This window comes from Pantoea trifolii (assembly GCF_024506435.1).
Lineage (GTDB): Bacteria > Pseudomonadota > Gammaproteobacteria > Enterobacterales > Enterobacteriaceae > Pantoea > Pantoea trifolii.
The window spans coordinates 2,891,450-2,911,291 of sequence record NZ_JANIET010000001.1; the positions used below are offsets into that span (position 1 = coordinate 2,891,450).

At 57.7% G+C, this 19,842-nt stretch carries 20 protein-coding genes; 4 read left to right on the forward strand and 16 right to left on the reverse strand.

What is annotated here, in order from left to right; translation table 11 throughout:
• Window positions 1–7: 7 nt before the first annotated feature.
• The 9 genes from cvpA to NQH49_RS13415 all read right to left on the reverse strand — a co-directional run bounded on the left by cvpA (window position 8) and on the right by NQH49_RS13415 (window position 8,400).
• Window positions 8–493, reverse strand: a complete 486-nt coding sequence (gene cvpA, locus NQH49_RS13375; protein ID WP_008105200.1) for a colicin V production protein — start codon at window positions 491–493, stop codon at window positions 8–10.
• A gap of 250 nt (window positions 494–743) precedes the next feature.
• Entirely contained in the window at window positions 744–1,469 is a 726-nt protein-coding gene (dedD, locus tag NQH49_RS13380; protein WP_331482593.1) for a cell division protein DedD, read from the reverse strand.
• Complete coding sequence (folC, locus tag NQH49_RS13385) at window positions 1,459–2,724, reverse strand: bifunctional tetrahydrofolate synthase/dihydrofolate synthase (protein ID WP_256696983.1); 1,266 nt, start codon at window positions 2,722–2,724, stop codon at window positions 1,459–1,461. The genes dedD and folC overlap by 11 nt, the downstream gene beginning before the upstream one ends.
• Before the next feature lie 66 nt (window positions 2,725–2,790).
• Complete coding sequence (gene accD, locus NQH49_RS13390; RefSeq protein WP_008105205.1) at window positions 2,791–3,699, reverse strand: acetyl-CoA carboxylase, carboxyltransferase subunit beta; 909 nt, start codon at window positions 3,697–3,699, stop codon at window positions 2,791–2,793.
• Between the two features lie 132 nt (window positions 3,700–3,831).
• Entirely contained in the window at window positions 3,832–4,485 is a 654-nt protein-coding gene (locus NQH49_RS13395; RefSeq protein ID WP_061717855.1) for a DedA family protein, read from the reverse strand.
• A gap of 36 nt (window positions 4,486–4,521) precedes the next feature.
• Window positions 4,522–5,328, reverse strand: coding sequence for a tRNA pseudouridine(38-40) synthase TruA (gene truA, locus NQH49_RS13400; RefSeq protein WP_091003723.1), 807 nt, complete (start codon window positions 5,326–5,328; stop codon window positions 4,522–4,524).
• A complete protein-coding gene (locus NQH49_RS13405) occupies window positions 5,328–6,338 on the reverse strand; it encodes an aspartate-semialdehyde dehydrogenase (protein ID WP_256696984.1) in 1,011 nt (336 codons plus the stop codon). The genes truA and NQH49_RS13405 overlap by 1 nt, the downstream gene beginning before the upstream one ends.
• Window positions 6,339–6,439: 101 nt before the next feature.
• Window positions 6,440–7,564, reverse strand: a complete 1,125-nt coding sequence (pdxB, locus tag NQH49_RS13410; protein ID WP_256696985.1) for a 4-phosphoerythronate dehydrogenase PdxB — start codon at window positions 7,562–7,564, stop codon at window positions 6,440–6,442.
• Window positions 7,565–7,620: 56 nt separating this feature from the next.
• Window positions 7,621–8,400, reverse strand: a complete 780-nt coding sequence (locus NQH49_RS13415; protein ID WP_256696986.1) for an AraC family transcriptional regulator — start codon at window positions 8,398–8,400, stop codon at window positions 7,621–7,623.
• Between the two features lie 94 nt (window positions 8,401–8,494).
• Between NQH49_RS13415 and NQH49_RS13420 the strand changes: the two genes are divergently transcribed.
• Both NQH49_RS13420 and flk read left to right on the forward strand, forming a co-directional pair.
• Window positions 8,495–9,400, forward strand: a complete 906-nt coding sequence (locus NQH49_RS13420) for a DMT family transporter (protein WP_256696987.1) — start codon at window positions 8,495–8,497, stop codon at window positions 9,398–9,400.
• A 112-nt stretch (window positions 9,401–9,512) separates the two neighbouring features.
• Complete coding sequence (flk, locus tag NQH49_RS13425) at window positions 9,513–10,544, forward strand: flagella biosynthesis regulator Flk (protein WP_256696988.1); 1,032 nt, start codon at window positions 9,513–9,515, stop codon at window positions 10,542–10,544.
• Here the strand turns inward: flk and NQH49_RS13430 are convergent.
• Complete coding sequence (locus tag NQH49_RS13430; RefSeq protein WP_256696989.1) at window positions 10,541–10,984, reverse strand: rhodanese-like domain-containing protein; 444 nt, start codon at window positions 10,982–10,984, stop codon at window positions 10,541–10,543. The genes flk and NQH49_RS13430 overlap by 4 nt on opposite strands.
• 86 nt (window positions 10,985–11,070) lie before the next feature.
• On the opposite strand from NQH49_RS13430, the gene pdxR reads away from it, so the two are divergent.
• The gene (pdxR, locus tag NQH49_RS13435; protein ID WP_256696990.1) at window positions 11,071–12,507 is read left to right on the forward strand and encodes a MocR-like pyridoxine biosynthesis transcription factor PdxR; all 1,437 of its coding nucleotides are present in this window, start codon (window positions 11,071–11,073) and stop codon (window positions 12,505–12,507) included.
• Here the strand turns inward: pdxR and NQH49_RS13440 are convergent.
• A complete protein-coding gene (locus NQH49_RS13440; protein WP_256696992.1) occupies window positions 12,470–13,651 on the reverse strand; it encodes an MFS transporter in 1,182 nt (393 codons plus the stop codon). The genes pdxR and NQH49_RS13440 overlap by 38 nt on opposite strands.
• 217 nt (window positions 13,652–13,868) lie before the next feature.
• Window positions 13,869–15,089: a beta-ketoacyl-ACP synthase I gene (gene fabB / locus NQH49_RS13445; protein WP_008101249.1), complete on the reverse strand. Its 1,221-nt coding sequence runs from the start codon at window positions 15,087–15,089 to the stop codon at window positions 13,869–13,871.
• A gap of 154 nt (window positions 15,090–15,243) precedes the next feature.
• Here fabB and mnmC point away from each other — a divergent pair, with 154 nt between their 5' ends.
• Window positions 15,244–17,256, forward strand: coding sequence for a bifunctional tRNA (5-methylaminomethyl-2-thiouridine)(34)-methyltransferase MnmC2/FAD-dependent 5-carboxymethylaminomethyl-2-thiouridine(34) oxidoreductase MnmC1 (mnmC, locus tag NQH49_RS13450; protein WP_256696993.1), 2,013 nt, complete (start codon window positions 15,244–15,246; stop codon window positions 17,254–17,256).
• 29 nt (window positions 17,257–17,285) lie between these two features.
• Here the strand turns inward: mnmC and NQH49_RS13455 are convergent, their stop codons facing one another.
• The 4 genes from NQH49_RS13455 to mepA form a co-directional block, all read right to left on the reverse strand.
• Window positions 17,286–17,567 carry a YfcL family protein gene (locus NQH49_RS13455; protein ID WP_008101252.1) on the reverse strand — a complete coding sequence of 94 codons (282 nt, stop codon included), beginning with the start codon at window positions 17,565–17,567 and terminating at the stop codon, window positions 17,286–17,288.
• 30 nt (window positions 17,568–17,597) lie between these two features.
• The gene (locus tag NQH49_RS13460) at window positions 17,598–18,143 is read right to left on the reverse strand and encodes an elongation factor P hydroxylase (RefSeq protein ID WP_256699411.1); all 546 of its coding nucleotides are present in this window, start codon (window positions 18,141–18,143) and stop codon (window positions 17,598–17,600) included.
• Window positions 18,144–18,209: 66 nt separating this feature from the next.
• Window positions 18,210–19,007, reverse strand: a complete 798-nt coding sequence (locus NQH49_RS13465) for a sulfite exporter TauE/SafE family protein (RefSeq protein ID WP_256696994.1) — start codon at window positions 19,005–19,007, stop codon at window positions 18,210–18,212.
• Between the two features lie 8 nt (window positions 19,008–19,015).
• Window positions 19,016–19,840 carry a penicillin-insensitive murein endopeptidase gene (mepA, locus tag NQH49_RS13470; protein ID WP_256698434.1) on the reverse strand — a complete coding sequence of 275 codons (825 nt, stop codon included), beginning with the start codon at window positions 19,838–19,840 and terminating at the stop codon, window positions 19,016–19,018.
• Window positions 19,841–19,842: the final 2 nt, after the last annotated feature.

Consider the following 19,842-nt stretch of genomic DNA (forward strand, 5'->3'; position numbering starts at 1 on the left):
GATGGTGTCACCGGGGTAAAAAACTCGACGTACTTTTCAGGTAATCGAAAAACCACCTGATGATGTAACTGAATTCGGGGATAAGTTGCGACTGTTGCCAGTCCGGACTTTTCGAAAAGCCGGTGAATGTATCGAGGAAGAACAGCATAGCAGACACGATCAGCACGCCACGCAACGCCCCGAAACAGACACCCAACACCCTGTCGGTTCCCGACAAGCCAGTTTTTTCAACCAGCGAGCCGATGACATAGTTGACGATGGCACCCACAATCAGGGTAGCAACGAATAACACCGCGATGGCGATGCCGTTGCGTACCAGTTCGTCGCTAAAACCGGTAAACCAGACTGCAAGGTAGGCGTAATAATGACTGGCGACAAAAAACGCGCATCCCCAGGTAACGAGAGATAAGGCTTCCCGGACAAACCCACGAATCAGGCTGACCAGAGCCGAAAAACCAACTACCGCAATAATGACGTAATCAATCCAGATCATGAACTCTTCCAGCCCAGTGCTATCGCACCCCTGCATCCAGTTCGGGGCGCATTCTAACAGAAAAAGAAAACGTTTGCGTAGGGTTTTCCGGTTCTGTTTCCGCAAAAAGGGCGATGAAAAAAACTTTCCTCGCCCTGTGTATTATCAGGGATTTAATCCCCTGATATTCAATGATTTTATCGCCGCGCTTCGCTACGAAAATTTTGTAAAGCCGCGCCTTTTACTGTTATCGGCGCGGCTTATCAGCACTTTATCTGGCGCTATACGGTTTCACCACACCACCGAGGCCGGAGATGCTTTGCAGCTCACTCAGCGAGCCTTGCAGCTTGGCTTTGTTCGCGTCCGGACCGACGTAAATACGGGTGATTTGTCCCTGCACCGGCGTCGACGGCACGGTGAAGGCGCGATAACCGGAAAGCCGCAGCTGCGCCACAATCTCGCTTACTTTCGCCGCATTCTTCAGCGCACCGAGCTGCACCACAAACGCCTGACCGGCTGGCGCTGCAGGTTCACTCTGCTTCGGCGTTTCCACCGGTTTTGGCTGTTCAACCGGCTTCGGTTGCTCAACCGGTTTTGGCTTCGGCTGTTCAACCGGCTTCGGTTTCGGCTGCTCGACCGATTTTGGCTTCGGCTGTTCAACCAGTTTCGGCTGCACTTGCTGATGCACCGGCGGCGGCGTTACCACGCTTGGCTCGCTATTCTGCGTGGGCTGCTCGCTGCCGTTAGTGGCGGTCTTACCGCCGTTCTGATTTTGTGCCGCGCCCGCCCCTTCCGGCGGCTGCGCCGGTAAGGGTTGCGTCACTGGCGGCACCATTTCGCTATCCTGCTGATCGTCCGGTTTTGGCACCAGCGGAATGGCGGCGAACTCTTCTTTATAGTGCTTCTTCTTACCGTCCAGCAGGCCGGGCAATACGATGACACCAATCGCCACCAGAATGACCGTACCGACTAAGCGATTTTGGAACTTACTTGCCACTGCCGTTCTCCGCTGCCATCGATTCCATAACCTGCGCTACGGTGTGGAAAGAGCCACACACCAGAATCACATCTTCGGGACGCGCCTGCTGACGCGCCGCTTGCCAGGCTGCATCAACGTTGCTGTAAGCCACGCCGCCATCCAGATGAGCGAGAAGCTCATCGGCGGAGGCACCGCGCGGGCCGTCGAGCGGCGCGCAGTACCAGCGGTCAACCTGAGGCGCCAGCGCCGCCAACGTCCCCGCGATATCTTTGTCGTGCAGCATCCCGACCACCGCATGCACTTCACCGCTATGTGGCTCTTCTTCCAGGCGTGAAGCCAGATAATAAGCGGCATGCGGATTGTGCGCCACATCGAGGATCACGCGCGGCGCTTCGCTGACGGTCTGAAAACGCCCCGGCAGAATCGTAAGCGGCAGATGCTGACGAATAATCGCTTCGCTCACCGTTAAACCCGACGCACGCAGCGCAGTCAGCGCGGTGGCGGCATTGGCTAACGGCACCTGCGGCAGCGGTAAATCACGCAGCTCGCCATGCGCATCCTGCAACATCCAGCTGGTGCCGGTTTGCTGCCACTGCCATTCGCGATTGCGCTGCAACAATATTGCGCCCTTCTCCGCCGCAACATCCGCGATGGTGCCCGGCATATCGGCTTCACCGACGATGGCCGGTTTACCTGCACGGAACACGCCGGCTTTTTCCCGGCCGATACTTTCACGATCCGGACCCAGCCAATCGGTGTGATCCAGCGCGATGCTGGTGATCACTGCCACATCGGCATCGACAATATTGGTGGCATCAAGACGTCCGCCCAGGCCGACTTCAAGGATCACCACGTCGAGATTCGCCGCGCGGAACAGATTTAAGGCCGACAAGGTGCCGAACTCAAAGTAGGTCAGTGAAATGTCACCGCGCCCGGCTTCAATCGCGGCAAAACTGGCGCTGTGCTGCGCGTCATCCAGTTCAGCGCCCTGCACGCGTACACGTTCGGTGTAACGCACCAGATGGGGCGAGCTGTAAACGCCCACGCGATAGCCCGCGGCCATCAACAGCGTTTCCAGCGTGCGGCAGGTGGTGCCTTTGCCGTTAGTACCGGCGACGGTGAAGACAAAAGGAGCGGGTTTGAGCAGGTCGAGGCGTGCGGCGACGCGTTGAATACGATCCAGACCCAGTTCAATGGCCTGCGAGTGCAGATGCTCAAGATAATGAAGCCACGTGGCCAAAGGCGACGTGGCTTGAGGAAGAGAATTATCCATGTGTCCCGTTTACTGATTTACGGTGCATTGATAAAAAGGCGCATTGCTGCGCCTTTCCGTTGCCTGTCAGGCTTCGTTGCTCTCCGGCTCAGCCACATTAGGCTGATCACCATCCAGCTGCGGCGCTGGCAGGTTCATCATTTTCGCCAGCAGGCTTGCCAGCTTAAAGCGCATTTCCGGACGACGGATGATCATGTCGATCGCGCCTTTCTCAATCAGGAACTCGCTGCGCTGGAAGCCCGGCGGCAGTTTTTCACGCACGGTTTGCTCGATAACGCGTGGACCGGCAAAGCCGATCAGCGCTTTCGGTTCCGCCACGTTGAGATCGCCCAACATCGCGAAGCTGGCTGAAACGCCGCCCATGGTTGGATCGGTCAGCACGGAGATGTACGGCAAGCCGCGCTCCTGCATTTTCGCCAGTGCCGCACTGGTTTTCGCCATCTGCATCAGCGACTGTAGCGCTTCCTGCATACGTGCACCGCCTGACGCGGAGAAGCAGATCAGTGGGCAGTTGTCTTCCAACGCCTGCTCAACACCACGCACAAAGCGCGCGCCAACCACTGAACCCATTGAGCCGCCCATAAAGGAGAACTCAAAGGCCACAGCAACAATCGGCATGCCGTGCAGCGTGCCTTTCATCGCCACCAGCGCGTCTTTCTCGCCGGTATCTTTCTGTGCGGCGACCAAACGGTCTTTATACTTCTTCGAGTCGCGGAACTTCAGCAGATCCTTCGGTTCCAGCTCGCTACCTAGCTCAACCAGCGAACCTTCATCCAGCATGCTATGCAGACGCTCACGGGCGTGCATGCGCATGTGATGGTCGCACTTCGGGCAGACCTCGAGGTTACGCTCCAGCTCGGCGCGGTACAGCACCTGTCCACAGCTATCGCACTTGGTCCACACCCCTTCCGGGATGCTGGCTTTGCGCGTTGGCGTGGCAGTGCTTTTATTCAGTATGCGTTCAATCCAGCTCATTGATGACCTTTCTATTTAATGCTGACCTGGTCCAGTCTTCTCATTGCTGCTGAAATCACCTTCAGCAGGCCGTAAATGTCGCTCATTAAACCACAACCCGTTCACGCTGTGGATAAAAATCTGGTTACGAGCTTACTGTGACTTCTGCTGACGGCGGTGACGCCACACTTCAATTACGCCTGGCAGTATGGAAACCACGATGATGCCGACGATCAGCAGCTTCAGGTTCTCCTGCACAATCGGCAGGTCGCCAAACAGGTAACCGGCGTAAGAGAACAGCAGCACCCACAGCAGTGCGCCCGTAACATTGTAGAGCGCGAAGTGGCGATAAGACATGTGTCCCATCCCTGCCACAAAGGGGGCAAAGGTTCGCACGATTGGTACAAAGCGCGCAAGTATAATGGTTTTGCCACCGTGGCGATCGTAGAACGCGTGGGTTTTATCCAGGTAACTGCGACGGAAAATTTTCGAATTCGGGTTACTGAACAGCTTCTCACCGAACAGACGACCAATGGTGTAGTTCACCGCATCACCGAGGATGGCGGCGATCACCAACAGCGTCACCATCAGATGCACGTTGAGATCGTTACCCGGCAGCGCCGCCAGCGCACCGGCAACAAACAGCAGGGAATCGCCTGGCAGGAACGGCGTGACCACCAAACCGGTTTCACAGAACAGAATCAGGAACAGAATGGCGTAAATCCAGATGCCGTACTGCGCCACCAGTTCGGCCAAATGCACATCAATATGCAGAATAAAATCGACTAAAAAGTGGATGAAATCCATATAACCACAACTCCCCTAACACCCAACAATTAACGGTTAATCCGCGAGGAACAACGGTCCCAACGCAGGCTGAGGTAATGCAAAGTGGGATGGATAATCCACCGCCACCAGATAAAGCCCCTCGGCTTTGGCGGTCGCCGCCGCCAGCTTACGATCTTTGGCCGCCAGCAGCGTCGCCATCCACTCTTCCGGCTGATTACCGGTGCCGATTTCCATCAGGCTGCCAACAATGTTACGCACCATGTGATGCACAAAAGCATTGGCTTTGATATCCACCACCACATACGGTCCATGACGCGTGACATTGAGATGCATCACGTTGCGCCACGGCGTGCGTGACTGACACTGCACCGCGCGGAACGAGGTGAAGTCATTCTCGCCAATCAGCGCCTGCCCGGCGCGCTGCATCTTCTCCGCATCCAGCGGATGGTAATAATGGGTAATACCATTGCCCAGAATCGCCGGGCGCAGCCGATGGTTGTAAATCACGTAACGATAGCGGCGTGCCGTCGCGCTAAAACGCGCATGGAACTCCTCCGGCACCGCTTTCACCCAACGCACCGCGATGTCATCAGGCAGATTGGCATTCACACCCAACGTCCAGGCTGCGTCAGCACGCGGCGAAGTGGTTTCGAAATGCACCACTTGTCCGGTGCCGTGCACGCCAGCATCGGTACGGCCCGCGCAGAACACTACTACCGGATGATCGGCCACTTTCGACAGCGCCTTTTCCAGCTTTTCCTGCACGCTGCGCACTTCATTTTGCCGCTGCCAGCCGTAATAACGGCTGCCATCGTATTCAATACCCAACGCCAGCTTAAGCGTCTTACCTTCAGGCAACATTAATAGAAATACTCCTGCACCAGTTTCTCAGCCGTTTTCACCGCCATCAGTGCACCGCCGAAACGGATGTTGTCTGCCACCGACCAGAACTGCAGCAGCTCTGGGATGCCGTAATCATTGCGTACGCAGCCAATGCTTAGCACGTCGCTGCCAGATGCATCGCCCACCTGCGTTGGGTAATCGCTCTCTTCGCTCAGGTTGATATCTCCGGAGCGGCCCAGTTCATCGCGCGCTTCTTCAGCGGAAAGCGGGCGCAGATTCTCCACGTGCACGATCTGCGCATTGCCGTAGAACACCGGTGCCTGCACGCTGCTTACTGCAATTGGCAAACCTTCGTCCTGCAGCACTTTACGCACCTGCTCAACCACGCGACGCTCACTCTCCACGCTGCCATTGCTGTCAGCCAGCAGCGGCAGAATGTTGAACGCCAGCTGGCGGCCAAAGTAATGCTGCTCCGCAGGTACGCCGTTCAGCAAACGCGCACTTTCACCAGCCAGGCCATCAACCGCCGCTTTGCCGTGACTGGAAGCCGCAATCAGGTTGGTGACCTGCAAACGGCTCAGACCGGCGAGATCCACCAGCGGTTTGATTGCACACAGCAGCTGGCTCACCAGGCTGTCGGCAACGGTAATGATGTTGCGATTGCGGTAATCCGCCAGCACTTGTGGATTCACATCTGGCACCACCAGCGGCACGTCCGGTTCGAGCGCGAACAAGTCGCTGCTATCGATGACCAGACACCCCTGGCTAGCGGCTTCTTCGGCATAGCGCGCCGAGGCTTCACGACCCGCAGTGAAGAACGCCAGCTGCACCTGCGTCCAGTCAAATTCGGCCGCGTCCTGAACCAGCACGGTACGTCCCTCAAAACGTTTGTTCTCACCGGCACCGTTTTCACTCGCCAGCAGATACAACTCACCAACCGGGAACTGGCGTTCAGCCAGCAGTTCCAGTACAGCGTTCCCTACTGCGCCTGTTGCGCCCAAAAGCGCGATATTCCAGCCGTCAGACATGTTGGTTACTCCAGAGATTGACACAAAAACAGAAGGCGGTGAAAACACCGCCCGAGATTTAGGAATTATCCCCCGCAATATTGCAGGTGATTGAAATTTCTTTACAAACTGGCGCGGAAGCCAAGTTGATTGAGCATCAACGCCGTCTCCGCATCATCGCAATGCACCTGCAGCGATGACCATTCACGACGCTCTTCATATTGCTTGCGCAGGCGATCAAACTCGCCTGGCTTTGCCGCCACTTTACGCAGTGGCGCATCGTCGCGGCGCACATCATACACCAGATGCACCAAGCGTTTTAGCGTTGGCTGATCGAGCTTGCCGCGCAGGGTGACAGAACCAAATTCCGGTGCGGGCAGCAGGCTTTCCAGCGCCACCTGTTGCGGCTGGCCAATAAAGTCGCACCAGGCTTCAAACACCTGTGTGGTGCCGCGCGCTTTACCTTCCAGCGTGTAGCCGGCGATGTGTGCGGTGGCGATATCGACTTTATCCAGCAGCTCGAGCGACAGATCCGGCTCCGGCTCCCACACATCCAGCACCACGCTGAGATCGTGGCGCATCTTCAGCACTTCCAGCAGCGCTGCGTTATCCACCACCGGACCGCGGCAGGCGTTGATCAGAATGGTGTTGGGTTTAAGCGCCATCAGCAGCGCCGCATCGGCCAGATGCCAGCTTTTATACGGGCCATCTTTAAACAGCGGCGTGTGGAAGGTTAGGATGTCGGCCTGCGCTACCAGAGCATCCAGCGAATGGAAGGTTTCCCGATCGCCACGATCGGCGCGCGGCGGATCGCACAGCAGCGTTTTCACGCCCCAGGCCTGCAGACGCTTCTGCAGGCGGCCGCCGACATTGCCCACGCCAACTATGCCTACCGTACGATCGCGCAATTCAAAACCATCGCGCTCCGCCAGCAGCAGCAGCGACGAGAACACATACTCCACCACCGCAATGGCGTTACAGCCAGGCGCCGCAGAGAAGCTGATGCCGGCCGCCGCCAGCGATGCATCATCAATATGATCGGTGCCGGCGGTCGCAGTGCCGACAAACTTGACCGGCGTACCGGCCAGTAGCGCCGCATTCACTTTGGTGACGGAACGCACCATCAATCCGCTGGCATCCTGCAGCTCAGCTTCCGGCAACGGACGTCCCGGCACCGCCACAACATCGCCAGTGCGGCTGAACAGTTCACGGGCATAAGGCATATTTTCATCGACGAGAATTTTCACTGCGGCGGTCCTGTCTGCAAAAATTTGAGGCGCGTATTTTGCCATAAAGCCGGGGATTAACCTAACCGGCTGCGATAGCGATCCGGCGTGGTACCGGCCTGCTGCTGGAACATCACAATCAGCGCCGAGGCCGAGCTGTAACCCAACTCATGCGCGATGCCCTGCACGCTGCAGCCCTGCTCCAGCAGCGCGATAGCACGCAGAAAGCGTAAACGTTGTCGCCACTCGCTGAACGACATATTCAACTGCTGCTGACAGCGTCGCGCTAGCGTACGCTCGGTGGTGAACACGCGCTTCGCCCATTGTGCCAGCGTGGTGTTATCGCCGGGATGCGCTTCGAGCGCGCGCAGAATCGGCGCGAGGAATTTGTCATCCGACATCGGCAAATAGCTGTTGTGCACCGGCGCCAGACGCAGGCGATCAATCAACACTTCACACATGCGCCAGTCGGCTTGCGTTTGCGGCTGCTCCAGTTCACGGCGGGCAAAATCATTCATGATGGCGTGCCCAATGGCATCGACATGCAATAAACAGGCTTTATCCGGCAGGCCCGCGCAGAGATCGGCGGCGAGATTAAAGGTACGAAAACGCGCCTCGTTGTGGTTGTAGCTGCTGTGACGATGGCGGGCCGGGATCCAGATCGGAATATCGGCGGGCGTCAGCAGACGTTCACCCTCCACTTCCATCTCCAGTACGTGGCTGGTGACAAAAATCACCTGGCCCCAATCATGCGCATGCGTGAGGTACTCGGTTTTGGCGTTGACCTCATCGTAACGCATGAAGAAGCGCAGCAAGGGCGCATCAATCGGCGGCTGGTATTCGACTTGTAGATTCATTCTGTCCGGTCACTAACAAATATTGTCCGATTTTAATTATCTGCTTTAAACCGGTCAAACGTAAACTATTCGCGATTATCTGAGGAGCTGTATCATGAATTTACTGTTTCCGCTGATCGCGGTGCTGATTTGGTCGATCAACACTATCGTCAGCAAACTCTCGGCGGGAAGTATCGATCCTGCGGCGATCTCCTTTTATCGCTGGCTGCTGGCGCTGGTGGTGCTGGCACCGTTTTGCCTGCCGGGCGTGTGGCGCCATCGTCACACCATTAAAGCCAATGGCTGGCGATTGCTGATCCTCGGCCTGCTCGGCATGGTGCTGTATCAAAGCCTCGCTTATTACGCAGCGCACAGCGTTTCTGCGGTGATGATGGGGATTCTTGGCGCGACCATTCCGCTATTGACCATTTTGCTCAGCCTGGTGGTGCTGCGCCTTGCGCCGACGCGCGGCATTTTGATTGGCGGCTTGCTGTCTTTCGCCGGTTTGGTGTGGCTGGTGAGCGAAGGTAATCCGGCACAGTTGCTGAATCAACGGCTCGGCAATGGTGAATTGATGATGCTGGCAGCGTCCACTTCCTACGCCTTGTACGGCGTGCTGACCAAACGCTGGGCGATTCCGCTGCCAACCTGGCAAAGCCTGTATGTGCAGATTTTCTTTGGCGTGCTGCTGTTGCTGCCTGGCTTCCTACGCGCGCCGGATGTCACGCTCAACATGCACAATCTGCCGCTGGTGCTGTATGCGGGGCTGTTTGCGTCGATCATCGCACCATTCCTTTGGATCCTTGGCGTGCAGCGTCTGGGTGCCAGCACCACCAGCATTTTTATGAATTTCGTACCGGCGTTTACGGCCATTATTGCCGTGATGTTCCTGCATGAGCAGCTGCACGCCTATCACTGGATTGGCGGTGGCATGACGTTAGTCGGCGTTATTCTGGCGCAACGTCTGAAAACCCCGCTGCGTAAGCCACGTAGCGCAACCCTTGCCGATCCCGCCGCCTGATTTTATTATCCGGAAAGGCCGCAGCCCCCGTGGATTTCCTGGGGGCTTTTGCTATCATGTGGCCTCTTTTTTCCGGCGCACCCGGATCTGACCCGTTTTCAAGGATTCCGCCATGCAACCTCTCAGCGGTCCCGGTGTGCCCGCGGGCGATCGTTCCCCTTTATCTCAGGCCACTGGCCCGACGCGTCCTGGCGGTCCAGCCGGTGAGCAGCCGCTTTCTCCTGCCCAGCGCACCACGCTGGAACGCCTGATTGTGCGCATCATGTCTTTGAGTACGCTGAAAGCGCCGGAACTCTGGGCTGGCGTGCGGCACGAAGTTGGGGTGAAGAGTGAAGCGGAGCTGCAATCGCGCCACTTCCCGGCGGCGGAACAGCATCTCAATGGGCGCTTAACCCAGGTGCAAAACAGCCTCGCTACGCGCCAGCTGCTGCAACAGCTGCTGGAGAAATTGCCGCAGGGCAATAATCGCCAGGCGGTGAGCGAATTTATTCGTCAGCAGTTTAATCAAACGGTGTTGAGCGCGTTGTCGCAGGATCAGCTGCGTCAGGTGCTGACCATGTTGCAAAACGGCCAGATGGCGATCCCGCAGCCGCAGCAAACGCGCGTGTCCGATCGCAGCTTGCTGCCAGCAGAGCAGCAATCGCTGAATCAGCAGGTTACGCGTCTTGCGGCAAAAACCGGTGAATCGCCGGTGAAACTGCTGACCGATACGCTGAAGCTGGTGCAGCTGAAAAGTGGCGATCCAATTCCATCACGCCACTTCCCGCTGCTGACGCAGTATTTGCAGGTGCGCCAGACGCTGGCTCAGCACAGTGCGCCGACTTTGCAGATGCTGGAAACCTCGCTGCGCCAGCCGTTAACACACGATGAGCAGCGATTGCTGGAAGATTACAGCCAGCAACGTTTCCAGGCGCTGCCGACCACCGTGCTGACGCCAGCGCAGACGCAGGATCTGCTGAATCTGCTGTTTAGCCGCCGCGCAGAGAAACTGCATGAGCAGCCGCTGGCCGATAGCCAAATTCGTCCGCAGCCAATCTGGTCGCCGTTTATTCAGATGCTGCCGCAGCCGCTGGCCCAGCGTCCGGCACTCACGCTGATTGCCGGTATCCTCCTGTTTATCTTCCTGCTGTGGCTGTTTATCTAGCAGCCGCAGTTGGCAGCGGACGTGGCGTGCGGCCATTCACCCGCTGCCGCGCCCCACGCCATTGGATGGCCATCGCGCTTCCAGAAATCCAGCCCGCCAATCAACTCCTTGACCTGAAAACCCAACGACGCCAGCTTGAGCGCAGCTTTGGTTGAACCGTTACAACCGATGCCGTCGCAATAGGTGATGTAAACTTTGCTGCGATCGAGATGCGCAGTGGATTCCGCATTCATGGTGCGATGCGGAAAAGAGAGAGCTCCGCAAATATGGCCTGCCTGATACACCTCGTCAGAACGCGCATCAATCACCACAATTGCCGTGATGCCCTGCGCCAGATCCTCCGCTAAATCCCACGCATCGGTGTAGTACGCCAGTTTATGTTGCAGATACGTCACGCTCTCACTGGCGCTGGCTGGGGCAAATTTCAAAACCGCTGACATCGCATTCTCCTGTTGTGATTTCCAGCCAGTTTACGGCAAAGTGGTCTGCATATTGATACCACTTCCAGCATAGTGATAAGACCATTGTGACCACTTCATTTCTCGCGCTGTTTAGCCATCAAACCCAAGGCGGTTTACGTGAGCGACTGTGCAATACCTTGCGTCAGGCCATCGCCAACGGGCATCTGCGCCATGAGCAGAAGTTGCCGTCCAGCCGCCAGTTAGCCAGCGATTTATCGCTGTCGCGCGTTACGGTGGAGGCGGCTTACGCACAGTTAGAGAGCGAAGGTTATCTGCAGCGTCACGCTGGGCGCGGAACGTTTGTGTCAATTCGCATGGCGTCGCCCACCCAGAAACCCCGTATCGAGCGCTCACCACACTTTTCCCGGCGCGGCCAGCAGGTTTTGGCAACCGGCGGCTGTCAGGATCCGCCCTTTCCTCACGCCTTTGCCGCCGGTTCGCCCGAGTTACGCGCTTTCCCGCACGCGCAGTGGCGTCGTATCAGCAATCAGGTTCAGCGCTCGCTGGGCAGCAAAGTGATGGGTTACGGCGATCCGCTTGGATTGCCGTCGCTGCGGCAAGCGGTGGCGGATTATCTGGCACTGTCCCGCGGCGTACGCTGCACGGCGGAACAAGTGGTGATCCTCACCAGCTCGCAGCAGGCGCTGCAGTTGCTGGCGCTGATGTTCCTCGATGCGGGTGACGAAGTGTGGCTGGAAGAGCCGGGTTATCCCGGCGCGCGCAATGCGTTTCTTGCCGCCGGGGCGCGCTGTCGCGCCATGCCGCTGGATGCTGAAGGTGCAGTGCCGCTGAGCGGCAGCGCGAAACTGGTCTATCTGACACCGGCGCATCATCATCCCACCGGCACAGCCATGAGCCTGGCGCGGCGCTTGCAGTGGCTGGCGTGGGCGCAACAGCAGGATGGCTGGCCGATCGAGGACGATTACGACAGCGAATTTCACTACGAGGATCGCCCCGCTCCGGCGCTGCAAGGATTAGCCGCAGATGGCCGGGTGATTTGCCTGGGTACCTTTTCCAAAACGCTGTTCCCGTCGTTGCGGCTGGCGTGGATAGTGGTGCCGCCACAACTGGTGGAGCCGTTGGGCCGCGCGCGCAGCGTGATGGATGGTCACAGCGCGTTGCTGCCGCAGGCGATATGCGCGGAGTTTCTGCAGCAAGGCCATTTCGCCAGCCATTTGCGCCTGATGCGCCAGCTTTATCGCAGCCGACGTGACTGCTTGCTGGCGCAAATTGAAACGCGCCTGCAACTGTGGCTCAAACCGCTGCCAGCGGCGGGCGGCTTACAGTTGACGGTACAGCTGTTGCAAGGAGATGAAGCGCGACTCACGCAACAAGCCAGCGAAGTCGGATTGCTGCTGCCGCGCCTGTCGCCGCTTTATGCCGGTGAAGTGCAGCAAGCGGGCTGGCTGCTGGGCTTTGCCGCGCTGACGCCCGGTGAGATTGTCAGCGCCTGCGATAAGCTGGTTACGCTGTTGTCGCACTCCGTGCAAACGTCCAGGTGACCAGAATACCCAGCGCCGCACAGCAGGCACCCGCGACATAGACCGATCCGTAACCCAGCGCCGTCGCCAGCAAGCCGGTCAACGGGCCGCTGGCACCGTAGGCGATATCCTGAAATGCCGAGAAACCGCCAAGCGCGGTGCCGCGAATCTGTGGCGATACGCGCTTAATCACTTCAACGCCCAGCGCCGGGAAGATCAGCGAGCAGCCACAGCCGGTCAGGGCCGCGCCAATCAGCGCCATCCAGCCGGAACTGGCGAACGCCAGCAGCAGCAAGCCGGCAGTTTCCACCAGCAAAGAGACCATCGCCACTTTTACGCCACCGTGACGATCCGGCAAGCCGCCAAAGAACACGCGCACCAGCACAAACGCACAGCCAAAAGCGGTCAGCGCGAAACCGGCATTGCCCCAATTTTCCGCAGCAAAATAGAGTGACGTAAAGGTACCGATTACCGCAAAGCCGGTGCCCTGCAGCGCCAGCGCCAATCCCGGCTGAAAGATAATTTTCACTACGCTGAACAGCGATGGCCGATCGCCACCGGCGACCGGCACTTTATCAATCCAACTGTTGATCCCCAGCGCCAACAACGGCAGAACCAGCGCGACAGCGCCTAACGCAGCAAAACCGCCGTGCTGATTGATCAGCAAGCCGAGCGGTGCACCAGCCGCCAGCGATCCGTAAATCGCCATGCCGTTCCACGACATTACTAATCCGGAACGTTTGCTGCCCACCAATCCCATGCCCCAGGTCAGATTGCCGGTCAGCAGCAGGCTTTCGCCGAATCCTAACAGCAAGCGCCCCACCGCCAGCAAACCAAACTTCGTCCATGGAGAAACCGGTAACAACGCCGCCGCCAGATACGCCACGCCCACCAGCGCGATGGCCAGCATGCCGTGCTGGGTGGTGAGTTTTGCACCGTGCTGATCGGCACGACGTCCGGCAAAGCTGCGCGTTAACAGCGTGGCAAAGAACTGAATCCCCACTGCCACGCCAACCATCAGGTTACTCATGCCAAGTTCATGATGGACATACAGCGGGATCACCGGCAGCGCGAGGCCAGCGGTCAGATAAGTGAGGAACACCGCAAATGAGGTGCAGGCCAGCGGCATAACGGATTGCGTCTGCGCGTCAGCAGTCGTGGTCATGAAGGGTCGAACTCCTTGTACTAACCAGACACGCGCTTGCTGCCAAAACAGAAACGGCATATTTGGTTCACGTTAGTGTGAAGTGATAATTTTATTTCGGATGGAGTGAGAGTGTAGGTAAGCAGAAGGTGGATTGTCAAAACAACAAAGGCCGGATAACCGGCCCTTGTGATAGTGCTTGCATAATTTGGTCGCCATAAATGGCGACCCTACGGGATTATGCTGGCAACTTACGCATTGTTAAGGTGGCGTTGGTGCCGCCGAAACCGAAGCTGTTCGACATCACGGTGGTCAGCGCTTTTTCAGTTGGCTTGGTCACGATGTTCAGACCTTTACCCGCTTCATCCAGCTCTTCCACATTGATGCTTGGTGCGATGAAACCGTGCTCCAGCATCAGCAAGGTGTAGATCGCTTCCTGCACGCCCGCCGCACCCAGTGAGTGACCGGTCATGGCTTTGGTAGCAGACAGTGATGGGCAGTTGTCGCCGAACACTTCACGAATCGCACCCAGCTCTTTTACATCACCAACCGGCGTAGAAGTGCCGTGGGTGTTGAGGTAATCGATTGGGGTATCGAGACCTTGCATCGCCATCTTCATGCAGCGCACTGCGCCTTCGCCTGAAGGAGCCACCATATCTGCGCCATCTGAGGTTGCGCCGTAGCCAACGATCTCAGCGTAGATGTGTGCACCACGTGCCAGAGCGTGTTCCAGCTCTTCAACCACCACCATACCGCCGCCGCCGGCGATGACGAAACCGTCACGGTTGGCATCGTAAGTACGTGAGGCTTTTTCTGGGGTTTCGTTGTATTTGGTCGACAGTGCGCCCATCGCATCGAACTCACAGGCCATTTCCCAGCTCAGCTCTTCGCCGCCGCCAGCAAATACGATGTCCTGTTTACCCAGCTGAATCTGCTCAACCGCGTTACCTATGCAGTGTGCAGACGTGGCACAGGCTGAGCTGATGGAGTAGTTCACGCCGTGAATTTTGAACGGGGTTGCCAGGCAAGCAGACACACCTGAACCCATCGCTTTGGTCACCACATAAGGACCAACCGCTTTCAGGCCGCGTGGGCTACGCATCGCGTCAGCACCAAATACCTGATAACGCGGAGAACCGCCGCCAGAACCGGCAATCAGACCGACACGTGGATTCTGCTGATACTGCTCTTCAGTCAGGCCAGAATCTTTGATCGCTTCGGCCATGGAAAGGTAAGCATAAATAGAGGCATCACTCATAAAACGCACGATTTTGCGATCGATGAGCCCGTTGGTATCCAGTTTGACGTTGCCCCATACGTGGCTGCGCATACCGGCATCTCTCATCTCTTCAGAGAAAGTAATACCGGAACGGCCTTCACGCAGAGAAGCCAGCACTTCTTGCTGGTTATTACCAATGCTGGAAACAATACCCAGGCCAGTAATCACTGCACGTTTCATTCAATAATCCTCGTTCCACATATTTGGATGACGTGCACTCTAGCGTACAGTTGTAAGCCGAACAAGTCCGATCAGCCATTTCCTTTTGTAAATTTGCGTCATGTGACGTCTATCGCTAAACTCGCGCCACTGCCTGAAATATGAGCCTTTCCCCGTGAAATTAACCCCGGTTGAACACGCCCAAATAAACTGGAATGAACAGGGTACACCTGTGTCCCGAGCGTTCGGCGACGTCTATTTCTCCAACGATAATGGACTGGAGGAAACGCGCTATGTGTTCCTCGCTGGCAACCACATCCCACACCGTTTTGCCGCACATGCGCGCGATTTATTTATTGTCGCCGAGAGCGGTTTTGGGACTGGTCTGAACTTTCTCACCCTGTGGCAAGCCTTCGATCGCTTCCGTAATGAGCAACCCAACGCCACTTTGCAGCGTCTGCACTTTATTAGCTGCGAGAAATTCCCGCTGACGCACGCTGATCTCGCTGCCGCGCATGCCCATTGGCCGGAGCTGCAGCCGTGGGCCGAACAGCTGCAACAGCAGTGGCCGCAGGCGTTGCCGGGTTGTCAGCGCCTGCTGTTTAATGGCGGCGAAGTCACGCTGGATCTCTGGCTTGGTGATATTAACGCGCTAATTCACACCTTTGATGACAGTCTTAATCGTCAGGTGGATGCGTGGTTCCTTGATGGCTTCGCGCCAGCGAAAAATCCGGAGATGTGGACGCCAGAGCTGTTCGCCGCGATGGCGCGCCTCGCCCGTCCAGGCGGCACGCTGGCAACCTTCACCGCGTCGGGGTTTGTGCGTCGCGGGTTGCAGGACGCCGGTTTCAGCATGCAGAAGCGCAAAGGCTTTGCTCACAAGCGTGAAATGCTGGTCGGCGTAATGGAACAGGCTGCTGAATTGCCGCACAGCCAGCCGTGGTATGCGCGCCCGCCGGCCAGCAGCCAGGATGTGGCGCTGATTGGCGGCGGCGTCGCCAGTGCCGTATTGGCGCTGGCGCTGTTGCGACGCGGTTGGCGCGTGACGCTCTATTGCGCGGATGATGCGCCTGCGCTGGGCGCCTCCGGCAATCGTCAGGGCGCGCTCTATCCGCTGCTGAACCAGCACGATCCCGCGCTGGCCACCTTCTTCCCGGCGGCTTTTGGTTTTGCCCGTCGCCTGTACGATCGGCTGCCAGTGGAGTTTGAGCATGACTGGAGCGGTGTGTTGCAGTTGGGCTGGGATAGCAAAAGCGCGGAGAAAATCAAGCAGATGCTCAACATGGCACTGCCGCATGAGATCGCCTACGGCGTTAATAAAGAAGAAGCGCAACAGCTGGCGGGCGTCGAACTCAGCCTTGGCGGAATTTTCTATCCGCAGGGCGGCTGGCTGTCGCCTTCTCAGCTAACCAGCAATTTGCTGGAATACGCGCAATCGCTGGGATTACGCCTTCACTGGCTGCATCGCGTCACGCAGTTAACGCGCGATGAAGATAACTGGACGCTGCACTTTAGCCAGCAGCCGCCAGTGCAACATCCCCAAGTGGTGCTGGCGAATGGTCACGCGCTGCTGGATCTCGAACAAAGCAAAATGCTGCCAGTATACGCGGTGGCGGGACAGGTGAGCCACGCGCCGACCAATCCGTCATTAGGCGCGCTGCGCACCGTGCTGTGTTACGACGGCTATCTCACGCCGGTCAGCCCGAACTTCGCCACCCATTGCATCGGCGCTAGCTATCATCGCGGCGAAACCGCGACGGATTTCCGCGCCGACGATCAGCAGGAGAATCGCCAGCGGCTGATCAACTGTTTGCCGGAAAGCCAATGGCCGCAGCAGGTTGATGTGTCAGATAACCAGGCGCGCAACGGCGTGCGCTGTGCCACGCGCGATCATCTGCCGATGAGCGGCAGCGCGCCGGATTATGACGCCACCCTGGCGCAGTATGCCGACTTGCCGGAGCAGCGTGCGCGCGCGACAAACGTGGACGATGCGCCGGTGCATAACGATTTGTTTGTGTTGGGCGCATTAGGTTCGCGTGGCTTATGCAGCGCACCGCTGGCGGCCGAAGTGCTGGCGGCGCAGATGAGCGGCGAGCCGCAACCGCTGGATGCAGCCACGCTGGCGGCGATGAATCCAAATCGCTACTGGGTACGAAAACTGCTGAAGGGTAAAAAAGCGGGTCGATAATCTGCGGGGCGAGCGATCGCCCCGAGACGTTAAGCGGTTTGACGTGCCTGCAGGAACAAATTGTCCCACATGCCGGTGACCAGCGCCTGATCGCGTGGCGACAGTTCACCGGCAGCAATGGCTTTTTGCAGGCTGTTAGTAACGTGAGTTTGCAGCGCTTCCGGCGTGTGTTCACCGCTCAGCTCAATCTCCGCCACTGCCAGGGTCAGATGACCACGCAGATAGCCGCCCGCAAACAACTCGTCATCGCTGGCGTGATCGACCATATCGTCAATCAGGGCCAGAATTCGGGTTTCAAATTCTACGATCATCTCTTCCTCTCTTCTTATAACCTTCGCGGATTACAGATCTTCCGGCCAGGGGAATTGTGCCGCCGTCAGTGCCGGCGTGCCGTAATAATTCGTCAGTGCATCAATGAAACGGGCCGGTCGCAGCGGAATGCCCTGCTCCAGATACGTCATCACCTGCGCATGAACCTTGCGCTGAAACGCAATGCGATCTGGCTCACAATCGCCTTCGAGATTGTCACAACTGACGTTGAAGGGAAAGCCCGCCGCCACGCAGAACAACCACTCCAGCGCCTGCGGTTTCACCTCAACTGCTTCGAACTGGCTCTGCGTTTGCGCATCGCGTCCGTCCGGGCAATACCAATAACCAAAATCCACCAGCTTGCGGCGCGCTTCACCGGCAATGCACCAGTGGGAAATTTCATGCAGTCCGCTGGCGTAGTAGCCGTGTGCGAACACCACGCGATTCCACGGGGAGGTTTCATCCGCTGGAAGATAAATAGGTTCGTCGTCGCCTTTAATTAGACGGGTCTGAAAATCGTCAACGAAGCAGCCATCAAAGATGGCAATCAGCTGATCGTAATGGTGTGTTGTACTCATAATTTTTAATCTTTAAAAAAACCGGCGCCATTGTCGCATTGGCAGCCGGTCTTGACGAGTGTTGGATTAAAGCGTGGACAGCCAGGCCATCAATTCTGCGCCATGACTGTCCCATAACAATTTGGCGCTCATTACCGCAGAAACGAGCACCACCATGGGGCGAATCAGTTTCTGACCGCGGCTCAACACCAGCCTGGCGCCGAGACGCGCGCCGATAACGGCGCCGAGCAGCATAATCGCGCCGGTGCCCCACACCACTTTGCCGCCGAACATAAAGAACAGCAGACTGCCAAAATTCGAGGTGAAATTTAGGATTTTGGCGTGGGCAGTGGCTTTCGCCAGATTGAAGCCGCACAGCGTAACGAAGGCCAGCGCATAGAATGAGCCGGCACCGGGACCAAAGAAGCCGTCGTAGAAGCCGACGCAGCCGCCGCCCACCAGCGCATAGGGCAAACCGTGCAGACGACGTTCGCGATCGGCTTCACCCAAACGCGGCATCAGCAGGAACCACAAACCGATGCAGATCAACAACAGCGGCAAGATTTGGCGCAGCACGTCGGCTTGCAGATGTTGGATCAGGATAGTGCCGGCCACGGCGCCGAGAAAGGTCATGGCGATATTCAGCCACTGCTCGTTCAGCTTTACCGCGCCGCGACGAATGAAGTAGAGGCTGGCAGAGAACGAACCACCGACCGATTGCAACTTATTGGTGGCTAACGCCTGCGCTGGAGAGAGTCCGGCCGCCAGCAATGACGGCACGGTAAGCAATCCACCACCGCCCGCGATCGAGTCGATAAACGCCGCCAGCACCGCCACGAAAAACAGCACGCCGAGCACCAGCGGGCTGACAACAAACCAATCCATTGAGATACCTACAGAAGATGTTTATCTAACAGCGCCTGACAGGACGGCGGTAGTGGCGGCGGCGTTTTCTTCACCGGCGGCGTGCTGCCTGGTTTTTTCGGCAGGAACCAGCTATCCAGCTCTGCGCCACAGCCATCGCCTGCCGGTTGAGGCGCCTGATCTTCACACTCCAGACTGCCCGCCGGGCAGCGCAAACGCACATGCATGTGCGCGCGATGGGCAAACCACGGACGTACCTTATTTAGCCACGCGCGATCGCTACCGGCATCGGCACAAAGCTGCCGTTTAATCGCTGGATTGACGAAGATACGCGTTACTTCGTCGTCTTTCGCTGCCAGTTTAATCAGGCTATCAATTTGTGGTTGCCAGTGACGTGCGATCACCTGCTTATCATCGGCAGAAACCAGATCGAGCGGCTGCGGCTTGAGCAATTGCTGCGCCGTCCAGCGGGTTTTCGGCAGCTGCAGCCAGATATCAACATCCAGACCCGTTTGATGGCTGGCGTGGCCGCTGCTAAAACGGCCGCCCGCCGCCATGCCCATATCGCCAATCAGCACTTGCCCCAGCTGAAGCTGATGAACCTGGGTGCTGAGACGCTGAATAAAGGCGATCAGATCGGGATGGCCGAAGTAGCGGCGCTGATCCTGACGCATCACCTGATAATTGGCTGAGTTAAGCGGCAGCTGCTGCGCACCGACAATACAGCCATTGGCGAAGCCGCCAATCGACTGCGGGCTGCCGGCAATCGGCTGATGAATTTGCTGCCACGGCGTGGCGGCAACGGCGGCCGCACTGCATAACAGCGCGGCACAGGTGATGAGCAGACGGCGCATCA